General features: G+C 61.6%; 19 protein-coding genes and 2 pseudogenes. 7 read left to right on the top strand and 14 right to left on the bottom strand.

Annotation, left to right across the window (positions count from 1 at the left end):
- Positions 1–19: 19 nt before the first annotated feature.
- Complete coding sequence (locus tag J5M72_RS26455) at positions 20–652, bottom strand: DUF1842 domain-containing protein (protein WP_207867771.1); 633 nt, start codon at positions 650–652, stop codon at positions 20–22.
- A 34-nt stretch (positions 653–686) separates the two neighbouring features.
- On the bottom strand, positions 687–872 hold the full coding sequence (locus J5M72_RS26450; RefSeq protein ID WP_085708738.1) for a DUF1843 domain-containing protein: 186 nt from the start codon (positions 870–872) through the stop codon (positions 687–689).
- Between the two features lie 549 nt (positions 873–1,421).
- On the opposite strand from J5M72_RS26450, the gene J5M72_RS26445 reads away from it, so the two are divergent.
- Positions 1,422–2,339 (top strand): LysR substrate-binding domain-containing protein, encoded by a 918-nt coding sequence (locus J5M72_RS26445; RefSeq protein WP_207867770.1) that lies wholly within the window; start codon positions 1,422–1,424, stop codon positions 2,337–2,339.
- A gap of 39 nt (positions 2,340–2,378) precedes the next feature.
- Here the strand turns inward: J5M72_RS26445 and leuD are convergent, their stop codons facing one another.
- The 3 genes from leuD to J5M72_RS26430 form a co-directional block, all read right to left on the bottom strand.
- Positions 2,379–2,987: a 3-isopropylmalate dehydratase small subunit gene (leuD, locus tag J5M72_RS26440; RefSeq protein ID WP_207867769.1), complete on the bottom strand. Its 609-nt coding sequence runs from the start codon at positions 2,985–2,987 to the stop codon at positions 2,379–2,381.
- Positions 2,988–2,990: 3 nt separating this feature from the next.
- The gene (gene leuC, locus J5M72_RS26435) at positions 2,991–4,412 is read right to left on the bottom strand and encodes a 3-isopropylmalate dehydratase large subunit (protein WP_207867768.1); all 1,422 of its coding nucleotides are present in this window, start codon (positions 4,410–4,412) and stop codon (positions 2,991–2,993) included.
- 116 nt (positions 4,413–4,528) lie between these two features.
- Positions 4,529–4,951, bottom strand: a complete 423-nt coding sequence (locus tag J5M72_RS26430; protein ID WP_207867767.1) for a RidA family protein — start codon at positions 4,949–4,951, stop codon at positions 4,529–4,531.
- Between the two features lie 134 nt (positions 4,952–5,085).
- Here J5M72_RS26430 and J5M72_RS26425 point away from each other — a divergent pair, with 134 nt between their 5' ends.
- Positions 5,086–6,027 carry a LysR family transcriptional regulator gene (locus tag J5M72_RS26425; protein ID WP_169430038.1) on the top strand — a complete coding sequence of 314 codons (942 nt, stop codon included), beginning with the start codon at positions 5,086–5,088 and terminating at the stop codon, positions 6,025–6,027.
- Here J5M72_RS26425 and J5M72_RS26420 read toward each other — a convergent pair.
- The 8 genes and pseudogenes from J5M72_RS26420 to J5M72_RS26385 form a co-directional block, all read right to left on the bottom strand.
- Positions 5,990–6,187 (bottom strand): annotated as a pseudogene (locus J5M72_RS26420) (LysR substrate-binding domain-containing protein); the annotation flags it as partial. The gene J5M72_RS26425 and the pseudogene J5M72_RS26420 sit on opposite strands and share 38 nt — an antisense overlap.
- An 11-nt stretch (positions 6,188–6,198) precedes the next feature.
- A complete protein-coding gene (locus tag J5M72_RS26415) occupies positions 6,199–6,861 on the bottom strand; it encodes a glutathione S-transferase family protein (RefSeq protein ID WP_207867766.1) in 663 nt (220 codons plus the stop codon).
- A gap of 30 nt (positions 6,862–6,891) precedes the next feature.
- Positions 6,892–7,299, bottom strand: a complete 408-nt coding sequence (locus tag J5M72_RS26410; protein WP_207867765.1) for a RidA family protein — start codon at positions 7,297–7,299, stop codon at positions 6,892–6,894.
- A gap of 24 nt (positions 7,300–7,323) precedes the next feature.
- Positions 7,324–7,818: a PaaI family thioesterase gene (locus J5M72_RS26405; protein ID WP_207867764.1), complete on the bottom strand. Its 495-nt coding sequence runs from the start codon at positions 7,816–7,818 to the stop codon at positions 7,324–7,326.
- A 114-nt stretch (positions 7,819–7,932) separates the two neighbouring features.
- Positions 7,933–8,217 carry a DUF4880 domain-containing protein gene (locus J5M72_RS26400; protein ID WP_169430042.1) on the bottom strand — a complete coding sequence of 95 codons (285 nt, stop codon included), beginning with the start codon at positions 8,215–8,217 and terminating at the stop codon, positions 7,933–7,935.
- Between the two features lie 290 nt (positions 8,218–8,507).
- A pseudogene (locus J5M72_RS26395) lies at positions 8,508–8,627 on the bottom strand (manganese efflux pump); the annotation flags it as partial.
- Between the two features lie 271 nt (positions 8,628–8,898).
- Positions 8,899–10,290 (bottom strand): ATP-binding protein, encoded by a 1,392-nt coding sequence (locus tag J5M72_RS26390; protein WP_207867763.1) that lies wholly within the window; start codon positions 10,288–10,290, stop codon positions 8,899–8,901.
- Positions 10,287–10,949, bottom strand: a complete 663-nt coding sequence (locus tag J5M72_RS26385) for a response regulator (protein WP_169430045.1) — start codon at positions 10,947–10,949, stop codon at positions 10,287–10,289. The genes J5M72_RS26390 and J5M72_RS26385 overlap by 4 nt, the downstream gene beginning before the upstream one ends.
- Before the next feature lie 170 nt (positions 10,950–11,119).
- On the opposite strand from J5M72_RS26385, the gene J5M72_RS26380 reads away from it, so the two are divergent.
- Genes J5M72_RS26380 through J5M72_RS26360 form a run of 5 tightly spaced genes read left to right on the top strand, consistent with a single transcriptional unit; the run spans position 11,120 to position 15,917 of the window.
- Positions 11,120–11,386 (top strand): PepSY domain-containing protein, encoded by a 267-nt coding sequence (locus J5M72_RS26380; protein WP_114882494.1) that lies wholly within the window; start codon positions 11,120–11,122, stop codon positions 11,384–11,386.
- Positions 11,386–11,931, top strand: a complete 546-nt coding sequence (locus J5M72_RS26375) for a cytochrome b/b6 domain-containing protein (RefSeq protein ID WP_207867762.1) — start codon at positions 11,386–11,388, stop codon at positions 11,929–11,931. Before J5M72_RS26380 ends, J5M72_RS26375 begins: the two co-directional genes overlap by 1 nt.
- Positions 11,932–11,982: 51 nt before the next feature.
- The gene (locus tag J5M72_RS26370) at positions 11,983–13,278 is read left to right on the top strand and encodes a sialidase family protein (protein ID WP_207867761.1); all 1,296 of its coding nucleotides are present in this window, start codon (positions 11,983–11,985) and stop codon (positions 13,276–13,278) included.
- The gene (locus J5M72_RS26365) at positions 13,278–13,880 is read left to right on the top strand and encodes a hypothetical protein (RefSeq protein WP_207867760.1); all 603 of its coding nucleotides are present in this window, start codon (positions 13,278–13,280) and stop codon (positions 13,878–13,880) included. The genes J5M72_RS26370 and J5M72_RS26365 overlap by 1 nt, the downstream gene beginning before the upstream one ends.
- A gap of 3 nt (positions 13,881–13,883) precedes the next feature.
- On the top strand, positions 13,884–15,917 hold the full coding sequence (locus J5M72_RS26360) for an LTA synthase family protein (RefSeq protein WP_207867759.1): 2,034 nt from the start codon (positions 13,884–13,886) through the stop codon (positions 15,915–15,917).
- A gap of 35 nt (positions 15,918–15,952) precedes the next feature.
- Here J5M72_RS26360 and J5M72_RS26355 read toward each other — a convergent pair whose 3' ends face one another.
- Positions 15,953–17,629 (bottom strand): MFS transporter, encoded by a 1,677-nt coding sequence (locus J5M72_RS26355; protein WP_207867758.1) that lies wholly within the window; start codon positions 17,627–17,629, stop codon positions 15,953–15,955.
- Positions 17,630–17,790 lie beyond the last annotated feature (161 nt).

Genomic DNA, 17,790 nt, shown 5'->3' with positions numbered 1-17,790 from the left:
TAATGGTTCCAGTAGCCGATCAGCGACTTTGCAGGCGGCTGATTTCTGTCTTGGCGGTGTCCACCGCTATCCGCAATTGCGGCAATTGCTCCAACTGCTGTCTGGCCTGTGCGGACAGACTCTTCATCTGGGCCAGGTCACCGCTGGCGATGGCGCCCTGAATCGGCGCGGCATACAGCGGCAGGACCGGTTTGTGCGGCTCGATCATAGGGCCAGGATTGAAAGCCTGAAGAACGTTCGAAGGCACCTCCACCAGATGCGCCGGCACGTTGTTCAGTTCGTGCCAGCGCTGGCCGTCGAAGTACTCATAGTTGGCCACGCCTTCGCGCCAGTCGGTGCCGACCACCAGATGGATCTTGAAGTTGATGATCGAGTTGGAGCCGGGGCCGCCGTGGTTGCCCTGGGCGGTGATCAGGATCTTGCTGACACCGGGCTTCATCACCGTCATGTAGGTGTATTCGCCCCAGACGTCCGAGTCGATGTCGAGCGGCGGATTGGTCGCCTGAGTCACCGCGGCGTTGCCGGTGACATGCTGCTGTGGCGTGGACACCAGCAGGTTCAGCGCAAGACTCTGCGCCCCCGGCTGACCCGTACCGATCCGATAGCTCACGGGGAACAAGCCGACATTTTGTTGCTGAACTGAACCAGACATGTGAATTGCCTCCATTGCAATGTGGGAAATGGCCTTAGTGTTTTTCCAGGCGGGAAACTTCCTTGGCCAGTTTTTCGTACGCGGTTTGCAGCTCCTTCGCTTCCGGCTTCGTCGAATCGCGCTGCTTCAACAAAGTCTTCATCTGTTGCAGATCGCCTCCAGTGATGGCGCTCTGGATGGCGACGCCGTAAGGCGGCATGTTGTGTTTTGAGCCAGTCATATCGAGGGTCTCCTCGTGGTGGTTGCCAAACGTCCCCTTCAGGCAAGGGGCGCCTTCCCTGACAGGCAGGCGACAGCCAGCGCCAGGAATCACTGGCGAGGTAATGCCTGATCCGTCCGGATCCGGTGAAGTGATCAGTTGAGTGGCGCGGCAGTGAGGGGGCTGTCCCGACTCACGCGCAGGCGTCGTCAGCCAAAACCGTCAGGCCTGGTATCGGGCGTCAGTAATGAGGTTTGCCGGAGCGGCAAAGGGGAAAAGTTCGCCTGTACGTTGGTCATCTTTCTGTCCTTGATAGAAAGCAACGAAACACAGGGATAGGTCGCTCACTCATCAAGAGTGCATTAACCCGCAAGCACAAAAAACCATCCCTGATTTATCTTCCAGTGCTGCTGATGGCGCTCATCGAAAGATGTTTGCCAAGTGGCCAGCATATCGCCAGCTACGCAACCCTAGCCCTGTTTGTTCGCGGCTGCCAGAAAAAGCGCCGAACGGTCATGGCCGCTGCTATCCTGCGCCAATCATGAAGCAAGCAGTGGGTGAGCGCGCTGTATGAACACGAATCGTGACCAGTTTCCCTTGCCCGAAGACCTCAAGGTATTCCTGACGGTCATCCGCAAGAACAGCTTTGCCAGCGCCGCCGACGAGTTGGGCTATTCGCCGGCCTACGTCAGCAAACGCATCGCGATGCTCGAAACCACGCTCTCGACAAAACTGTTGCACCGCACCACCCGGCGCATCGCGCTGACCGACGATGGCGAGCGGGTACGCATCTGGGCGGAAAAGCTGCTGGGGGATTTCGATGACTTTCTCGGCGAAATGGCCCAGGCCCGGCACCAGCCAGCCGGGTCGCTGCACATTTGCAGCAGCTTCGGCTTCGGTCGCAATCACGTCGCACCGGCGATCAGCGAGCTGTCCCGAACGTGCCCGAAGCTCGATATTCGCCTGGACGTGTTCGACCGCGTGGTCGATCTGGTGGGCGAGGGCTTCGATCTGGAAATCCTTGTCGGCGATGATCTGCCGGGCCAGCACCTGGCGCGCAAACTGGTCAGTAATCGACGGGTGCTTTGCGCCACGCCGCAGTACCTTGAGCGCCGGGGTACGCCGCATTCGCTCGAGGATCTGAAAGACCATGATTGCCTGGTGCTGAAGGAACGCAACAATGCGTTCGGCATTTGGGAGCTCACCAAAGACGGGCAGCAGGAATCGGTGCGGGTCAGCGGCCCGTTGTCCTCCAACAGCGGCGAAATCGTGATGGAGTGGGCGCTCAGTGGCGGCGGGATTCTGTTGCGCTCGATGTGGGACGTCAAACCGATGCTCGAACAGGGGCGGTTGGTGCAGGTACTGGCGGATTACACCCAGAGCGCCAACGTCTGGGCGGTGTACCCGACGCGGCTCAGCGAGTCGGCCAAGTTGCGGGTGTGTGTAGAGTTTCTCGAAGAGTATTTTCGCGACTTGTCTGTTCAATGAAAAACCGGGTGGTTCAGTGAGCCACCCGGTTTTTTGCTTTCAGCCCAACCAGGGATTTTCCGCCAGATGACGCGCTTCAAAGGCGCGAATCTGCTCGGTCCGTTGCAGCGTCGTGCCGATGGCGTCCAGCCCCAGCAGCAGTGACTGTTTGCGCAGCTCATCAATCTCGAACCCGATCAGTGTTCCGTCCGCCAGTTCAATGGTTTGCTCGGGCAGGTTCACGCGGATATACGCGGTCGCCTGAACGCTGATGACTTCGGCGACCTGTTTGAACTGCGCGGCATTGAGCTGAATCGCCAACACGCCGTTGCGCTGACAGTTGTCGTAGAAAATCCCGGCAAACGTGGTGCCGATCAGCGCCCGGATTCCGACCTGCTTCAGGCCCCACACCGCGTGCTCACGGCTGGAACCGCAGCCGAAGTTGGGGCCGGTCACCAGAAATGCTGCGTCCTGCCAGGCGGGCTGATTGAGCACGAACCCGGGATTGGGCTCGCCCGAGGCCAGAAAGCGCAGATCGAAGAACAACCCCCGATCCAGCCCCTGACGATCAATGCCCTTGAGGAACTGCTTGGGCATGATCACGTCGGTGTCGATGTTGGCCGCCAGAAACGGCGCGGCGCTGCCGCTGATAGTGGTGAACGCTTGCATGGCTCAAACTCCCGGCGCGAAGGCGCGCACGTCAGTCAAGTGGCCGGTGATGGCGGCTGCGGCGACCATTGCCGGGCTCATCAGGTGGGTGCGCGCCCCCGCGCCCTGACGACCTTCGAAGTTGCGATTGGTGCTGGACGCGCAGCGATCCCCCGGCGCGAGGACGTCGTCGTTCATCGCCAGACACATCGAGCAGCCGGATTGCCGCCATTCGAAACCGGCGTCGCGAAAGATCTGCGCCAGCCCTTCGTCTTCCGCCTGATCGCGAACCCGCGTCGAGCCGGGCACGATCATCGCCCGTACGTGGGGCGCCACGTGTCTGCCGCGCACCACACGCGCCACATCTCGCAAGTCTTCGATCCGCGCATTGGTGCAGGACCCAATGAAGGCATGGCTGATCACCACTTCGTTCAGCGGCGTGCCGGGTGTCAGGCCCATGTAATCGAGGGCGCGTTGCAGGCCCTGACGCAGAATCGGATCGGGCTGGCTGGCCGGGTCCGGCACTCGTCCGCCGACCGGGGAGGCCTGATCCGGGCTGGTGCCCCAAGTGACCATCGGTTCCAGAGCCGAGACATCCAGGCTGACTTCACTGTCGAACATCGCACCCTGGTCGCTGTGCAGGCCTTTCCAGCGCTCGACCGCCAGCGCCCAGAGTTCGCCTTTCGGCGCACGGGGCTTGAGTTGCAGATAGGCGAAAACCTTGTCGTCCGGCGCCATGAACGCTCCACGGGCGCCGGCCTCCACCGCCATGTTGCAGATGGTCATGCGCGCTTCGACGCTGAGCTCGCTGATCGCCGGGCCGGTGAATTCGATGGCATAACCGGTTGCTCCCGAAGCACCGATTCTTTCGATCAGGGCCATGATGATGTCTTTCGACGTGATGCCCGCACCGAGCTTGCCGTTCACCGTCACCCGCATGGTTTTCAGGCGCTTGTAGACCAGGGTCTGCGTCGCCAGCAGGTGTTCGATTTCCGAGGTGCCAATGCCGAAACCGAAGGCACCCAGTGCGCCGTAAGTGGTGGTGTGGCTGTCGCCGGCCGCGACCACCATGCCCGGCAGAATGAACCCCTGTTCCGGCGCCACGACGTGTTCGATGCCTTGGCGCTTGTCCAGCACATCGAACAGCTCGATGCCGAAGTCGCGGCAGTTTTCTTCGAAGTACGACACCTGACGCGCGCCCCCGGCGTCAGGCATGGTCGCAATGCGCATCGGCGCCGTGGGGTTCACATGATCGACTACCGCCAGCGTCGCCGCAGGCCGCCACACCGTGCGCCCGGCGTCGCGCAAACCGCTGAAGGCTTGCGGGCTGGTGTATTCGTTGGCGACCTGACGGTCGATGTAGAGCAGCACGTGGCCCTGATCGTCGAGATCGCAGACGGTGTGACTGTCGATGTGCTTCTGGTACAGCGTTCTCGGGCTGGGCATCGCTTGCGCTCTTTTCTGTCCGGGGCAAAAACAACATGACGCCAGCATATTGATTGCGCAAACGCCATCAAGAGCACTTCAGTGAAGCCGTTGAACACGGATTGTGAGCAATTGCCTCAGATTTTCGCCTGCGTTTCCTCCGGCACTTTGGCAATCACCTTGATCTCGAACTGAAACCCATACAGCCACGTCACGCCGACCGCGGTAATGGTCGGATGCGGCGCCTCGCCCCAGAACTCCGGCACCACTTCCCAGATGGTTTCGAAGGTCGATTGCGGGTCGACCATGAACACGGTCACGTCCACCACGTCGTCGAAGCTGCCGCCGGCTGCGCCGAGAATCGCATTGAGGTTGGTGAAGGCCAGGCGCACCTGTTGTTTCAGATCCGGTTCCGGTGAGCCGTCCTCAAGGCTGCCGACCTGGCCTGAGACAAACAGAAAACCATTGGAACGAACCGCCGGGGAATAACGATTGCGCTCGTAAAGGGCATGGCGTCCGGGCGGGAAAACCACGTCGCGTTTTGGCTGGGCATTGGTCATGGTGTGTCTCCTTCAATGGGGTGAAAACTTCTGATGGAGAAACTCTAGGGACTTGCCTCTGCGCGATAAACGCGCAACCTTGGCGATCACTGTTTGTAAATCCCAAACAATCGAGCCGCTTTCAGGGGGGGAATATGGACCGTTTTGACGCGATGCAAGCCTTCGCCCGGGTGGTGGAGGCGGGCAGTTTCACCAAGGCCGCCGAGACCCTGCACATGAGCAAGACCACCGTGACCCAGCTCATCCAGCAACTGGAGGCACGGCTGCGAGTGAAGTTGCTCAACCGCACCACGCGCAAGGTCAACGTCACGGCGGACGGCGCGGCCTATTACGAGCGGGTGATCAAGTTGCTGGCGGACATGGACGATGCCGAGACCAGTCTTCCCGGCGCGGCAGCGCAGCCCAAGGGCCGCTTGCGGGTCGATGTGCCTAGCCCTTTGGCCAATCTGATTCTGGTGCCGGCGCTGCCGGAGTTCTACGCGCGTTACCCGCAGATCCAGATCGACATGGGCGTCAGCGATCGGATCGTCGACATCATTGATGAAAACGTCGATTGCGTGGTGCGCGGGGGCGAGCTGCGGGATCAGTCACTGATGGCCCGGAAGGTGGCGGATCTTCAGCTCGGCGTGTATGCCGCGCCGAGCTATCTGGCCCGTTCCGGCACCCCGGCGCACCCCCGTGAGCTGGAAGATTCCCATCACCGGGTAGTCGGTTTCCTCTGGGCGCGCACCGGCAAACCGGTGCCGTACGCCCTGCACAACGAACACGAAGACTTGCAGATCAAGGGCCGCCACGTGCTGGCGGTGGATGACGGCAATGCTTACCTGGCGGCGGGCCTTGCGGGGCTGGGCGTGTTGTGGTTGCCCAAGTACATGTCCAGGGCCCGAGAGGCCAACGGGGAGCTGGTGCCGCTGTTCGAAGACTGGTGCCTCGATCCGATGCCGCTTTACGTCGCGTACCCGCCGAACCGCCACATCAGCCGCAAGTTGCGGGTGTTCATCGACTGGATCGCCGAGGTGATGGCCCGCCACGCACCGGTCATGGATCGCTCAGGTTCGCCAGCAACCACTCGATAAAACTGCGGGCCATCGGATCGTTTTCGCTGTCGCGGTGGGCCAGCAGTGCCCAGTTCGGGCCGCGAATGGTGTCATCCACCAAAGGCTGCAACAGCCCGTCGGCCCGGGCCTTGCGGCTGAGCAACTGGCTGACCAGCGCGATCCCCAGACCTGAGCACGCAAGGCTATGCCTCAGCGGAAACGTTGAGGCAGGGCTTCGGCAAAGGGATAGAAGTCAAACCACGGTTTGGCTTCGTCGATCACCTGCCTGAAGGAAGGGCGCTGAACCAGCCGCTCGAAAAAGGCGCTCAGGCGAGGGTGGTCGTCGCCAAACGGCACCAGCGTGCTGGCGTAGAACAGGGCCGGTGCGGCGGAACAATCGGCCAGGCTGAAATCCGCGCTGGCGATCCATTCGCGGTCGGCCAGTTGTTGTTCGAGCATGCCGTACGCCGTGGCCAGCATTGCCCGCTGACTGCTCAGGTCGCCCTGGGCGGACTGGATGCGGTCGGCGACGATCTGCTGCATCGGCGTCATCACGTAATGGTCGCAGAAGCGGTCCCACAGACGCACGTCCAGCGCGGTCTCCCAGTCTTCGGGAATCAGTCGCTTTGACTGCCCCGGTTGATGATCCAGGTACTCGATGATCACGCTCGATTCCGGCACTGTGCGCTGGCGGGCGTGATCACGCAGCACCGGGAATTTGACCAGCGGCCAAAGCGCCTGCAGCTCGGCCCGTTCGGCTTCGTTGGAGAGGTCGATCAAGCGTTTTTCGAAGGCGACGCCGTGTTCGTAGAGAGCGATCAGCGCTTTGTGGCAGTAGGACGACAACGGGTGGTAATAGAGGGTCAAGTCCATCGTTCAACACCTCGATGAGGGGAAATGGCGTTACTCAGGTATAGCCCGCCTGCGCACGGCCACGCATTTGATTTCCACCAGCAGCCCCGGATGGGCCAGTTCGCTGACGCCGACGCAGGTCCAGGCGCAGAAGCCTTTGGGGAAAACGCGATTCTTCACCTCGCGAAACACTGGCATGTGTTGACTCATGTCGACGTGATAGGTGGTCATCTCCACCACATCGTCGAAGCTGCAACCGCCAGCCTTCAACACCTCGTCGAGGTTTTCCCAGGCGCGGATGAATTGCTGCTCGGGGTCTTCGATGACTTTCAAATCAGCTGTCCTGCCCACCTGGCCGGCGCAATAAAGTGTGTCGCCGACCAGAACCGCCGGGGCGTAACCGGCGCGTTCGACGATGGGTTTCATGGATTCGGGGATGATGATTTCGCGATCGGGCATCGTGTTTTCCTTCAATGACGGATTTCAGCGACCGTGCGCGGCCGCCGCCAACTGCTCGGTATCCACCCGAACGAACACTGAGTCACCCACCGCCGTCAGCACATCCCCGGCGTACACCTCGCAGATCACCCGGCTCTTGCGCCCGACTTCACCCTCGACTTTTGCCTTCAACGTCAGCGGCACGCCCATCGGCGTCGGCTTGATGAACTTGATGCCGAGGTTGCCGGTGACGCAGTTGATGCGCGGCAAGCTCTCGGCTTCGCGCCCTTCGGCGCGGTAGTGATAAGCCATTGCGGTCCAGTTGGAATGGCAATCCACCAGCATCGCGATCAGGCCACCGTAGACCAGCTCCGGCCAGCCGCAGTATTTGGCTTCGGGCACGTGCTCGGCCATGACGTGCACGCCGTCCTCGTGCCAGAAGCTCTTGATGTGCAAGCCGTGCGGGTTGCGACTGCCGCAGCCGAAGCAGACGCCGTCGGGGGCGGCGGAGTCTTGCAGGGAGGTGTCGAGAGTGGACATGCCGGGATCATCCTTAAACGGGTTAGCCAAACCGGGGGATTCTAACCCTGAATCAAGGACAAGGCGTTGCCTCAAGTGACGCCTGCCGCTGTTGGCGTCGATACCCGCAGGATGCTAATTGCGCTGCGCCAGATTGCGTTGAAACTCTTCAAAGCTGCAGGGCAGGCTCGTGGCTTTGCGTTTTTTCGATGCGTCGTGCTCGTCGGGCAATTGATCGCTCAACTCCCAGACCTCAAGCATCTTTGCGTACTCGAAGGCATGGCGCGGGCTGCTCTGAATCCATTGCTGGAAGGCCTGGCGCTCGTCAGGTGTACAGGTTTCGTCTTGCAGGCGCAGGCACCAGTGCGCCGCTTGATTGAGGATTTCATCGTCGGCGTCTTGAGGGCTTTGGAGGTTCATTGACTGCTTCCAGGATGGCCGGAGAGGGCACTTTACCCTGCCTCTTGCAAAAAAAACGTCAAAGTTCGACAGGGATTTAGCCTGCCTGACGGACAGAACGCGCGCCGGCCGGACAAATCGCGCCGCCATTACGCTTTTCGCAGATTTGCCATATTCAGTCACGTTTCGCTGCAGATAGTGGTCAGCCCCACGTCGCTCAATCCAACGGATTCAGGGTTGACAACGATCTTGCCGGCGGCGCGAAGGACGAAGGTGATTTCGTCGAACGGCTCGGGAAAGGGTACCCGGGATCAGGCCGAAAGGTGCTCGTAGAGAATCGTCGCACCGACGATCATCAGCACCACGCCACCGACGATTTCCGCACGCTTGCCGACCACGGTGCTGAGCACCCGGCCCAGCATCACGCCGATGGCGGCCGCGAAGGCATCCGTGGACATGGCGAGTGCGAGGAAGATCAGGGAAACAGGATTCACGGGCAATACTTCCAGTCGGGCCATGAGTCAACGACACAACCACACGCCCGACTTTCGGCATGGATGTGTCGTCGGTCTCACCAACCAGAAGGTGTTCGCACCACGGCATGTTGCCGAATATTTTGATACGAACGCTTCCGAGGGGCTCGGAAGCAGGTTACTCCCCAACGAAGGCCCGGATCATGGGCAGGCAAACATGAAAGTTTCGTTAAACGCCCGGTGCTGGTTCGGTTGATCCTGCAGGGATTCGCAGCTCGGCGCACAACCCGCCTTCAGGCCGGTTGTACAGCTGCAGGGTGCTGCCGATCTTGCTGACGATCATCTGCACGATGGCCAGTCCCAGACCCGCGCCATTGGCGTGGCCCTCGCTGTAGAAGCGTTCGAACAACCGCGCATAGTGCTGCTCATCGATGCCGGGGCCGGCATCTTCGACGCTGATCGACACTGAACCGCAGGCCTGTGGCTGCACCTGAATCCGCACCTCGCTGCCGGGCGGGGCGAAGTTCAGCGCATTGGTTACCAGATTTTGCAGAGCGATGGCCAACGCCACCGGATCGGTATCGACCGGGCAGTGATGGTCGCTGTCGAGGATCAGGTCGACGTCTTTTTCCAGGGCCAGCGGCGTCAGTTCGGCCAGTTCCTCGCGCACCAGGGCGGTCAGTTCGACGTGGGTGTTCTCCGGGGATGCCAGACGCGGTTCGATGCGCGCCATGGTCAGCAATTGGCTGGCGATGCGCGTGGCGCGGTCCACGGCACTGACCAGAAACTCCAGTGCTTCTTCGCGTTGTTGCGCGGTGCCCGCCAACTGCGCGTTCTGTGCATGAATCCGCAGGATCGCCAGTGGCGTACGCAGCTCGTGAGCGGCGTCGGCGATAAAGCGTCGCTCCCGGGCCAGCAGGTTGTCGATCTGTTGCAGCAAGCGGTTGAGCGCAGTCTGCATCGGCTCCAGGTCCTGGGGCAGGGGGCTCAGGTGCAGCGGTTTCAGGGTGTCGGTGTCGCGGCCGCGAATCGATTGGGCCATGGCGCGCAACGGCTGCAAGCCCCAGCCGATGGCCAGCCAGATCAGGATAGTCAGCAGCGGCACGCCGATCAGGCTCGGCCACAGGGTATGGCCGACGATGCGGGTGATCAGGTCCTGGCGGATGTCGTCGCGTTCGCCGACCCAGATCAGCAAGTCCTGTCGCGGGTCCTTGAGCAAAAAGGCGCACCAGTCGCGGCCGTTCTCCAACAAGTCATGGGCGCCGAGGGTGGCGGGTGGTGCATCCAGAACCGGGGCTTCGGCCGAGCGCATCAGCAACTGACCGTCATTGCGCCAGACCTGAAAGGTCAGCCGCGTCTCGTAGGGATGCGCCGCCTCGCCATCGCCGACCCGACTCATTGCTTCATCGAAGGCCTGGTGCAGACGCTCCCAATCGTTGTCACCGGGTGCGCGTTGCGCGAGCACGGCTTGCAGCAAACGCGCACTCTGCGCCAATTGGGCGTCGTAGATTTCTTCGACCTCATGATGGCTGTAGCGCAACACCGCCCAACTGATCAGCACATCGCCGAGCAATACCAGAATCAGCACCGGTAGCAGAATCCGTGCGCGTATCGAGTTCATGGCTTGAGCTCCACGACGTAACCCACGCCGCGCACGGTGCGGATCAGTTCGGTCGAAAGTTTCTTGCGCAGGTTATGGATCAGCACTTCCAGCGTGTTGCTTTCGACCCGTTCCTGCCAGCCGTACAGCGTGCGCGACAGGCGTTCGCGGGTAACAACCTTGCCGGGACGGGCCATCAGTTGATGCAACAGCTGATATTCCATCGGTGTGACCACCACCGTGCTGCCTTGCCAGGTGACTTGCTGGCTGCTCGGGTCGAGGCAGACGCCGGCGTGTTCCAGCACCGGTTGCGCACGCCCCTGACTGCGTCGCAGCAAAGCGCGGATACGCGCCTTGAGTTCGTCGACATCGAATGGCTTGACCAGATAGTCGTCGGCGCCGGCATCCAGCCCGGCGATGCGTTCGGCGGTGCCGTCGCGGGCGGTGAGGATCAGCACCGGCAAATCATGCTGCGTGGCCCGCAATTGTTGCAGCAGCGTCAGCCCGTCGAGCCTTGGCAGGCCGAGGTCGAGCAACAACAGATCGAAGCTTTCGCTGCGCAACGCGTGCAGCGCACTGACGCCGTCCTGCAGCCAGTCAAGGGTGTAACCCTCGTTGCTCAGGGCGACGCGGATGCCCTGACCGAGGGCACGGTCATCTTCAACCAGAAGTAGGCGCATGGCATTTTCTCTGTAGGAAATCGGGCGCGTGATCGGCGGCATCATGCCGCTCGCCTTGCTGCCTTGGCAGCCCTTGTGGCGGCGAAGATGTAACGGCTCGTTGCCAACTAAGCTTTCGCTAAGCTTGGTTTTGCACAGTGAAGCCTTTCCCATCCAGCGAGAGTGCTTCCATGCGCAAACTTGTGCTGTTGTCCCTGATTGTCGCCAGCCCCCTGGCCGTCGCCGGCCCGCAATGCACCACGGCCGAACGTTCGCAGTGGCAGGACCAGAAAGCGTTTCAGGAACAGCTGAAATCCCAGGGGTATGAAATCAGCAAGTTCAAGGTCACCGACGGCAACTGCTACGAGATCTACGGCTTCGACAAGGACAAACGCAAGGTCGAGATCTACCACGACCCGGTCAGCGGCAAAGCGGTGAAAACCGAGATCAAGGGCTGATGCCACGCGAGTCCCTGCGCCTCTGGGACCCGGTGGTACGGGTGTTTCACCTGTCCATCGCCGGGGTCTTTGCCGCCAACTACTTCTTCAATGAGGCCGGCGACGACTGGCATGTCTGGCTCGGTTATTACGCCATGGGCTGGCTGTTGGTGCGTCTGGTGTGGGGATTCGTCGGGCCGCGCAGTGCGCGTTGGTCGGACTTCTGGCCGACGCCGTCACGGCTCGCGGCCCATGCCCGGTCGCTGATCGCCGGGCGGCCCGAACATCGTCTCGGGCATTCGCCGATCGGCGCGTTGGTGATGCTTGCGATGCTGCTGGCGATGCTGACTGTCGGCGTCAGTGGCTGGGCCATGGAAGAAATCGACGCCCTGTGGGGCGCCGACTGGCCGCTGCAAGTCCACGAAACGGCCGCCGATGTTTTGCTGGCGCTGGTCATCGTGCACATCGCGGCCGCGCTGTTTGAAAGTGTTCAGGTGCGCGACAACCTGCCGTTGTCGATGCTCACCGGGCGCCGGCGTCGCTTGCCGGACGATCCGGGCCCGTGACAGGGAGGTTCTTTCGATGGTTTGCCATCTCGTAACTGCCATGAGCTGCCTATGCGTGCCTTGTCCTTTCGTTTGAGATTCGTTGTCGCCGCGCTCGCCGTGAGCCTGATTTTTATCGCCGCGTGGCGCAGTCACCCGGAGCACGTGCTGGCGCCGTTCGCGGTTGAAACGCCTGTCGCCCAGGCTTCGGCAAATCCGGCCGAGCCGATGTACAGCAGCCGTTTCGTGTCCTCGGAACTGGATGATTTCGTGCACTCGTCTTCGGTCACCGCGCTGCCCGGCGGCGACTTGATGGCCGTGTGGTTTGCCGGCTCCCGGGAGGGCGCCGCCGATGTGCAGATCCGCACCGCGCGCTTCAACGCCAAGACCGCAGAGTGGGGCGCCGAACAGGTGCTGGCCACCCGCGAATCCACCGTCGCGGGCACCCAGCGCTACATCCGCAAACTCGGCAACCCGGTGATCGCCCTGGCGCCTGACCAGCGCTTGTGGATGTTCTACGTGTCGGTGTCCGTCGGCGGCTGGGCTACCAGCGCGATCAACGTGATGGTCTCCGATGACCTGGGGCGCAACTGGACGGCGCCGCGACAGCTGATCACCTCACCGTTCTTCAACATCAGCACTTTGGTGCGCGCCGCGCCGGTGTTCCATGCCGACGGCTCGATTGGCCTGCCGGTGTATCACGAGTTCATGGGCAAGTTCGCCGAGTACCTGTACCTGAGCGCGGACGGCGACGTGATCGACAAATTCCGTATCAGTCGCGGCAAGCATTCGCTGCAACCGACCATCGTGCCGCAGGACGAACGCCGCGCCGTGGCGATGCTGCGTTATGCCGGTGAAACCCATCACAAGGTGCTGGCCAGCCGTACCGAAGACGCCGGGCAGACCTGGAGCGAGCCGTATCCGCTGGAGCCGGCCAACCCCAACTCGTCGCTGGCGGCGGTGGGCACCGCCGATGACGGTTTGCTGGTGGCGCTCAATGACCTGCGTGACGGTCGCTTCAAGCTCAGCCTGTACGGCACCGATGCGAATCTCAACGACTGGCGCAACGTGATCGAACTCGACCAGTCCCCCGATCCCCTCGGCCAGCCGTTTTCGCCCGAGGCCTACAAGGCAATCATCGGCGAAGGCTTTCGGGCATCGAGCGGGGCGCAGCGTCTGCCGCTGGAGCAACGCTTTCTGAGCAACCTCGACTACCGCGTGTGCAAACCCGAAGGCTGTGAGTTCGAGTACGAATACCCGTACTTCAGCCGTGGCAGCGATGGCCTCTATCACCTGGTGTATTCCTGGAACAACACCTTCATCAAACATGTCAGCTTCAACGATGCCTGGCTGGCGGAGCGCCTGTGATGCTGTTTCTCTGGCAAGCCCATTTGAGTTTCATCCTGCTCGGTTTTGTCCTGCTGGGCTCCCTGCAATTTACCCGGCGCTGGCGTCCGTGGCTGTTGCCGGCGTTGGCGCTGGTCAGCTTCATTCCGCTCAATGGCCTGCCGCTGGCGGCATATGTGCGCAGTTTTACCGATGACCTGGCGATCACCACGCTGGTGTTTCTTGGCTGGGCCGCGTTGTTGCGCCTCGGTGTGGTTCACCCACTCAAACCGCTGACGCGGGCGCAGGTGCTGGGGCTGTTCGTGGTGCTGACGGTGCTGCTGTACCCGGCGACGATGGGCCTGACGTATGTCGATCCTTACCGTTGGGGCTTCAATCCCCGACCGATGATTGTGGTTGTCGGGCTGGCGACACTGGTGCTCTTGCGACTGCGCAATACGCTCGGCGTGGCGATGTTGGCGCTGGCAACGTTGGCGTTCGCGCTGCGACTCAAACCCTCGGAAAACTATTGGGATTACCTGATCGACCCTTTGCTGGCGGGTTATTGCCTGATTGCCGGTTTCGCATTTCTCGCCAAAGCAGCGTGGCAACACCTGCAATCCGAACGAACGACACAGAGGTAAATGATGGGGTGGTTGCAATCGCGTCGCCTGCGCTATGGCGTGGGCGCGACAGGTTTGGCGTTTCTGCTGTTTGCCTTGCTGCGGCTGGTGTTCTTGATCGGGTTTTCCGGGGTGGATGTCGCGCAATTGTTTGCCGACCCGCAATGGTTGCAAACCCTGGGCATCGGGTTTCGTTTCGACTTGAGGCTGGCGCTGTTGCTGGTGCTGCCATTGGCGGTGCTGGCGTGGCTGCCGCGCTGGAACCTGACCACAGTGCCGTTACTGCGCGGCGTGGCCCGGGTTTATCTGCTGCTGGCGTTGGGGCTGATCGGGCTGGTTTACATCATCGATTTTGGCCATTACGCCTACCTCGGCGTGCGGATCAACGCCACGGTATTGCGTTATCTGGACGATGCGCAGATCTCGCAGCAGATGGTCCGGGAAACCTATCCGGTGCTGTGGATTGCGCTGGGTTGGCTCGCGGTTCTGGCGCTGTGGTTCTACGGGTTTGTGCGACTGGAACGGTTGACGCTGGCCCGTGAACCTCAAGTGATCCGCCGCAGCTCAGTCGCCGTGGGCGCGGGGCTCGGGTTGGTGGCTGTGCTGCTGGCGCTGTTGGGCCGGGTCGACAAACTCAACCTGGAAAATCCGGTACCGCTGCGTTGGAGCGATGCGTTCTTTTCCGGCAACGGACAGATCGCCGCCGTGGGCCTGAATCCGGTGCTGTTCCTCTACGACACGCTCAAGGCCGGCCAGGCGCAATTCGACGAGGCGCAGGTGCGGGCGCATTACCCGGTCATTTCCAGGTATCTGGGAGTGGATCGAGCGGATGCGCAAAGCCTTGCGTTCGAGCGCCGGCAAGCCGTACAGCCCTACAGCGTCGCGGCCGAGCGGGCACCTAACGTGATGTTCGTCATGCTCGAATCCCTGGGCACCAGCGCGGTGGGGGCGTATGGCAACCCGTTAAACCCCACGCCCAACCTTGATCGTCTGGCAGGTGAGAGCTGGTTCTTCAAACACTTCTACGTCCCGGTCACCGGCACTGCAAAAACCGTGTGGGCGAGCATCACCGGCGTTCCCGACGTCACCCGACAGGAGACCGCCACCCGTCATCCGCTGATCACCAACCAGCACACGCTGATCAATGCGTTCACCGATTACCAGAAGCTCTACATGATCGGCGGCAACGCCGGTTGGGCCAACATCAATGCGCTGATCCAGCAAAGCATCGACGGCGTGCGTCTGTACGAGGAGCGCGACTGGCGTTCGCCACGTGTGGATGTGTGGGGGATTTCCGATCTGGACCTGTTCAAGGAAGGCGATGAGATCCTGCGCGCACTGCCCAAGGACAAACCGTTCTTCGCCTACGTGCAAACGTCGGGCAATCACCGGCCTTTCACCATTCCCAGAGACAACGACGGCTTCGAGGTCAGCAACCTGTCGCTGGAACAGGTGCAAAACGCCGGTTCACGCAGCGTCGAGCAATACAACGCCGTGCGGCTGCTGGATTTCAACATCGGTCGCCTGATGGAACTGGCCAAGGCCGGCGGCTATTACGACAACACGATTTTCGTGTTCTTCGGTGACCACAACACCCGCATCAGCCGCATCCCGCACATGCCGCCGGCCTTCGAACAACTGGGGCTGGAGAGCAACCATGTACCGATGCTGATTCATGCGCCGGGCCTGCTCAAACCCAAGGTGATCGAAGAAGCGGTGGGGCTTGCCGATCTGTTGCCGACGGTGGCGGGCATGGCCGGCGTGGCTTTCGAGAACCGTGCCATGGGTCGCGACCTGCAGCAACCGGCACCCGAAGGCGAGCGTGTGGTGCCGCTGGTGTTGCGCGAGGGAACGTTTCCGCTGATTGGCGGGGTGACCAAGGACCATCTGCTGCAAATGCAACACGACGGCAGCGCGCCGACGCTGCATGACTTGAAATCGGCGACACCGCTGGAGAATGTGGCTGATGCGCATCCTGAGGAGTTTCAACGACTGGTCGAGCTGACGCGGGGGCTGCACGAAAGCGCACGGTTGATGCTGTATCGCAACGTGCGTTGACGGCCCTCTCTCGATGAAAGAGGGCCGCCCCGGTTTCAGGTGTGATGGATGTCGCGATCCTTGGTTTCCGGCATGAAGAAGATCCCGAGAATCGCCGTCATTACCGCGATGACAATCGGGTACCACAAGCCGTAGTAGATATCCCCGGTGGCCGCGACCATCGCAAACGCCACGGTCGGCAGGAACCCGCCAAACCAGCCGTTGCCGATGTGGTAGGGCAGCGACATCGAGGTGTAGCGAATGCGCGCCGGGAACAACTCGACCAGCCACGCCGCAATCGGGCCGTAAACCATGGTCACGTAGATCACCAGTACGGTCAGCAGGACCAGGACCATCGGGTAATTGGTCTTGGCCGGGTCAGCCTTTTCCGGGTAGCCGGCCTCTTTCAACGCGGTGCTGAGGCTGGCGGTAAAGGCGTCGTTGCGGGTCTTGAAGTCGGCGGCCGGCAGGGCGGTGCCTTCGAAACTTTCGATGACTTTGTCGCCAATGCGCACCTGGGCCACGGTGCCCGGTTCCGCCACCACGTTTTCGTACGGGATCGCCCGTTTGGCCAGGAGGGTTTTCGCCAGGTCGCAGGAGCTGGTGAATTTGGCCTTGCCCACCGGATCGAACTGGAACGAGCATTGGTCAGGGCTGGCGACCACTTTGACCGGGTTCTTCTCCTGAGCGACGAAGACATCAGGGTTACCGTACTGGGTCAGCGCATGGAAGATCGGGAAGTAGGTCACCGCCGCCAGAATGCACCCGGCCATGATGATGCCCTTGCGCCCGATGCGGTCGGACAGGCTGCCGAAAATCACGAAGAACGGTGTACCGATCAGCAGCGAACCGGCGATCAGCAGGTTGGCGGTCTGCGGGTCGATCTTCAGTGTTTGCAGGAGGAAAAACAGCGCGTAGAACTGCCCGGTGTACCAGACCACCGCTTGGCCGGCGGTGCCGCCGAGCAGGGCCATGATCACGATTTTCAGGTTGTCCCAACGGGCAAAAGACTCGGTCAGCGGGGCTTTCGAGGATTTGCCTTCTTCCTTCATTTTCTTGAACACCGGCGACTCGTTCAGTTGCAGCCGGATGTATACCGAGACCGCCAGCAGCAGGATCGACAGCAGGAACGGAATCCGCCAGCCCCAGGCCTCGAACGCCTCGGTGCCCAGCGCCGTGCGGCAAGCCAGAATCACCAGCAGCGACAGAAACAGCCCCAGCGTCGCGGTGGTCTGAATCCACGAGGTGAAATACCCGCGTTTGCCCTTCGGCGCATGCTCGGCGACATAGGTCGCCGCGCCGCCGTATTCACCGCCCAGCGCCAGACCTTGCAGCAGGCGCAGGGTAATCAGAATGATCGGCGCCGCGACTCCGATGGTTGCGTAACCGGGCAGGAAGCCCACAATCGCCGTCGACACACCCATGATCACAATCGTGATCAGAAACGTGTGCTTGCGCCCGATCATGTCCCCCAGCCGCCCGAACACCACCGCCCCAAACGGCCGCACCGCAAAACCGGCGGCGAAGGCGAGCAGGGCGAAGATGAACGAGGTGGTCTCGTTGACCCCGGCAAAGAAGTGCTTGGCGATGATCGCGGCGAGAGAGCCGTAGAGGTAGAAGTCGTACCACTCGAACACCGTTCCGAGGGAGGAGGCGAAGATGACCTTGCGCTCCTCTCGGCTGACGCTGTGGTGCGGGGCACTGCCGGTGGACATGCTGTCGAGTACGGCCATGGGTGTTCTCCGTCGTGCTTGTTGTTGTAGGCCGGAGCACTTCATCAACGTCGCGTACCCGAGGCCTTTGGCTGATGCTGGAGCAGGTGTTTCCTGGAGCGTGCACAGACTCTCGACCTCGCGGGAGGGCGGGGTTTCTTTGAGCATAATTGGGATTGGGG

The organism is Pseudomonas sp. 58(2021) (assembly GCF_017491585.1).
Classification (GTDB): Bacteria; Pseudomonadota; Gammaproteobacteria; order Pseudomonadales; family Pseudomonadaceae; genus Aquipseudomonas; species Aquipseudomonas fluorescens_BT.
Note: the sequence above shows the minus strand (reverse complement) of the source record. Positions and strands in the feature narration are given on the sequence as shown.

Excerpts from the sequence above, each read along its gene's own strand:
- J5M72_RS26430 (WP_207867767.1), bottom strand. The coding sequence starts at position 4,951 with ATGACCAATGCCCAGCCAAAACGCGACGTGGTTTTCCCGCCCGGACGC.
- J5M72_RS26425 (WP_169430038.1), top strand. The coding sequence starts at position 5,086 with ATGGACCGTTTTGACGCGATGCAAGCCTTCGCCCGGGTGGTGGAGGCG.
- J5M72_RS26445 (WP_207867770.1), top strand. The coding sequence starts at position 1,422 with ATGAACACGAATCGTGACCAGTTTCCCTTGCCCGAAGACCTCAAGGTA.
- J5M72_RS26385 (WP_169430045.1), bottom strand. The coding sequence starts at position 10,949 with ATGCGCCTACTTCTGGTTGAAGATGACCGTGCCCTCGGTCAGGGCATC.
- J5M72_RS26390 (WP_207867763.1), bottom strand. The coding sequence starts at position 10,290 with ATGAACTCGATACGCGCACGGATTCTGCTACCGGTGCTGATTCTGGTA.
- J5M72_RS26365 (WP_207867760.1), top strand. The coding sequence starts at position 13,278 with ATGCTGTTTCTCTGGCAAGCCCATTTGAGTTTCATCCTGCTCGGTTTT.
- J5M72_RS26405 (WP_207867764.1), bottom strand. The coding sequence starts at position 7,818 with ATGTCCACTCTCGACACCTCCCTGCAAGACTCCGCCGCCCCCGACGGC.
- J5M72_RS26455 (WP_207867771.1), bottom strand. The coding sequence starts at position 652 with ATGTCTGGTTCAGTTCAGCAACAAAATGTCGGCTTGTTCCCCGTGAGC.
- J5M72_RS26355 (WP_207867758.1), bottom strand. The coding sequence starts at position 17,629 with ATGGCCGTACTCGACAGCATGTCCACCGGCAGTGCCCCGCACCACAGC.
- leuC (WP_207867768.1), bottom strand. The coding sequence starts at position 4,412 with ATGCCCAGCCCGAGAACGCTGTACCAGAAGCACATCGACAGTCACACC.
- J5M72_RS26415 (WP_207867766.1), bottom strand. The coding sequence starts at position 6,861 with ATGGACTTGACCCTCTATTACCACCCGTTGTCGTCCTACTGCCACAAA.
- leuD (WP_207867769.1), bottom strand. The coding sequence starts at position 2,987 with ATGCAAGCGTTCACCACTATCAGCGGCAGCGCCGCGCCGTTTCTGGCG.
- J5M72_RS26360 (WP_207867759.1), top strand. The coding sequence starts at position 13,884 with ATGGGGTGGTTGCAATCGCGTCGCCTGCGCTATGGCGTGGGCGCGACA.
- J5M72_RS26370 (WP_207867761.1), top strand. The coding sequence starts at position 11,983 with ATGCGTGCCTTGTCCTTTCGTTTGAGATTCGTTGTCGCCGCGCTCGCC.
- J5M72_RS26380 (WP_114882494.1), top strand. The coding sequence starts at position 11,120 with ATGCGCAAACTTGTGCTGTTGTCCCTGATTGTCGCCAGCCCCCTGGCC.
- J5M72_RS26410 (WP_207867765.1), bottom strand. The coding sequence starts at position 7,299 with ATGCCCGATCGCGAAATCATCATCCCCGAATCCATGAAACCCATCGTC.
- J5M72_RS26375 (WP_207867762.1), top strand. The coding sequence starts at position 11,386 with ATGCCACGCGAGTCCCTGCGCCTCTGGGACCCGGTGGTACGGGTGTTT.
- J5M72_RS26450 (WP_085708738.1), bottom strand. The coding sequence starts at position 872 with ATGACTGGCTCAAAACACAACATGCCGCCTTACGGCGTCGCCATCCAG.
- J5M72_RS26400 (WP_169430042.1), bottom strand. The coding sequence starts at position 8,217 with ATGAACCTCCAAAGCCCTCAAGACGCCGACGATGAAATCCTCAATCAA.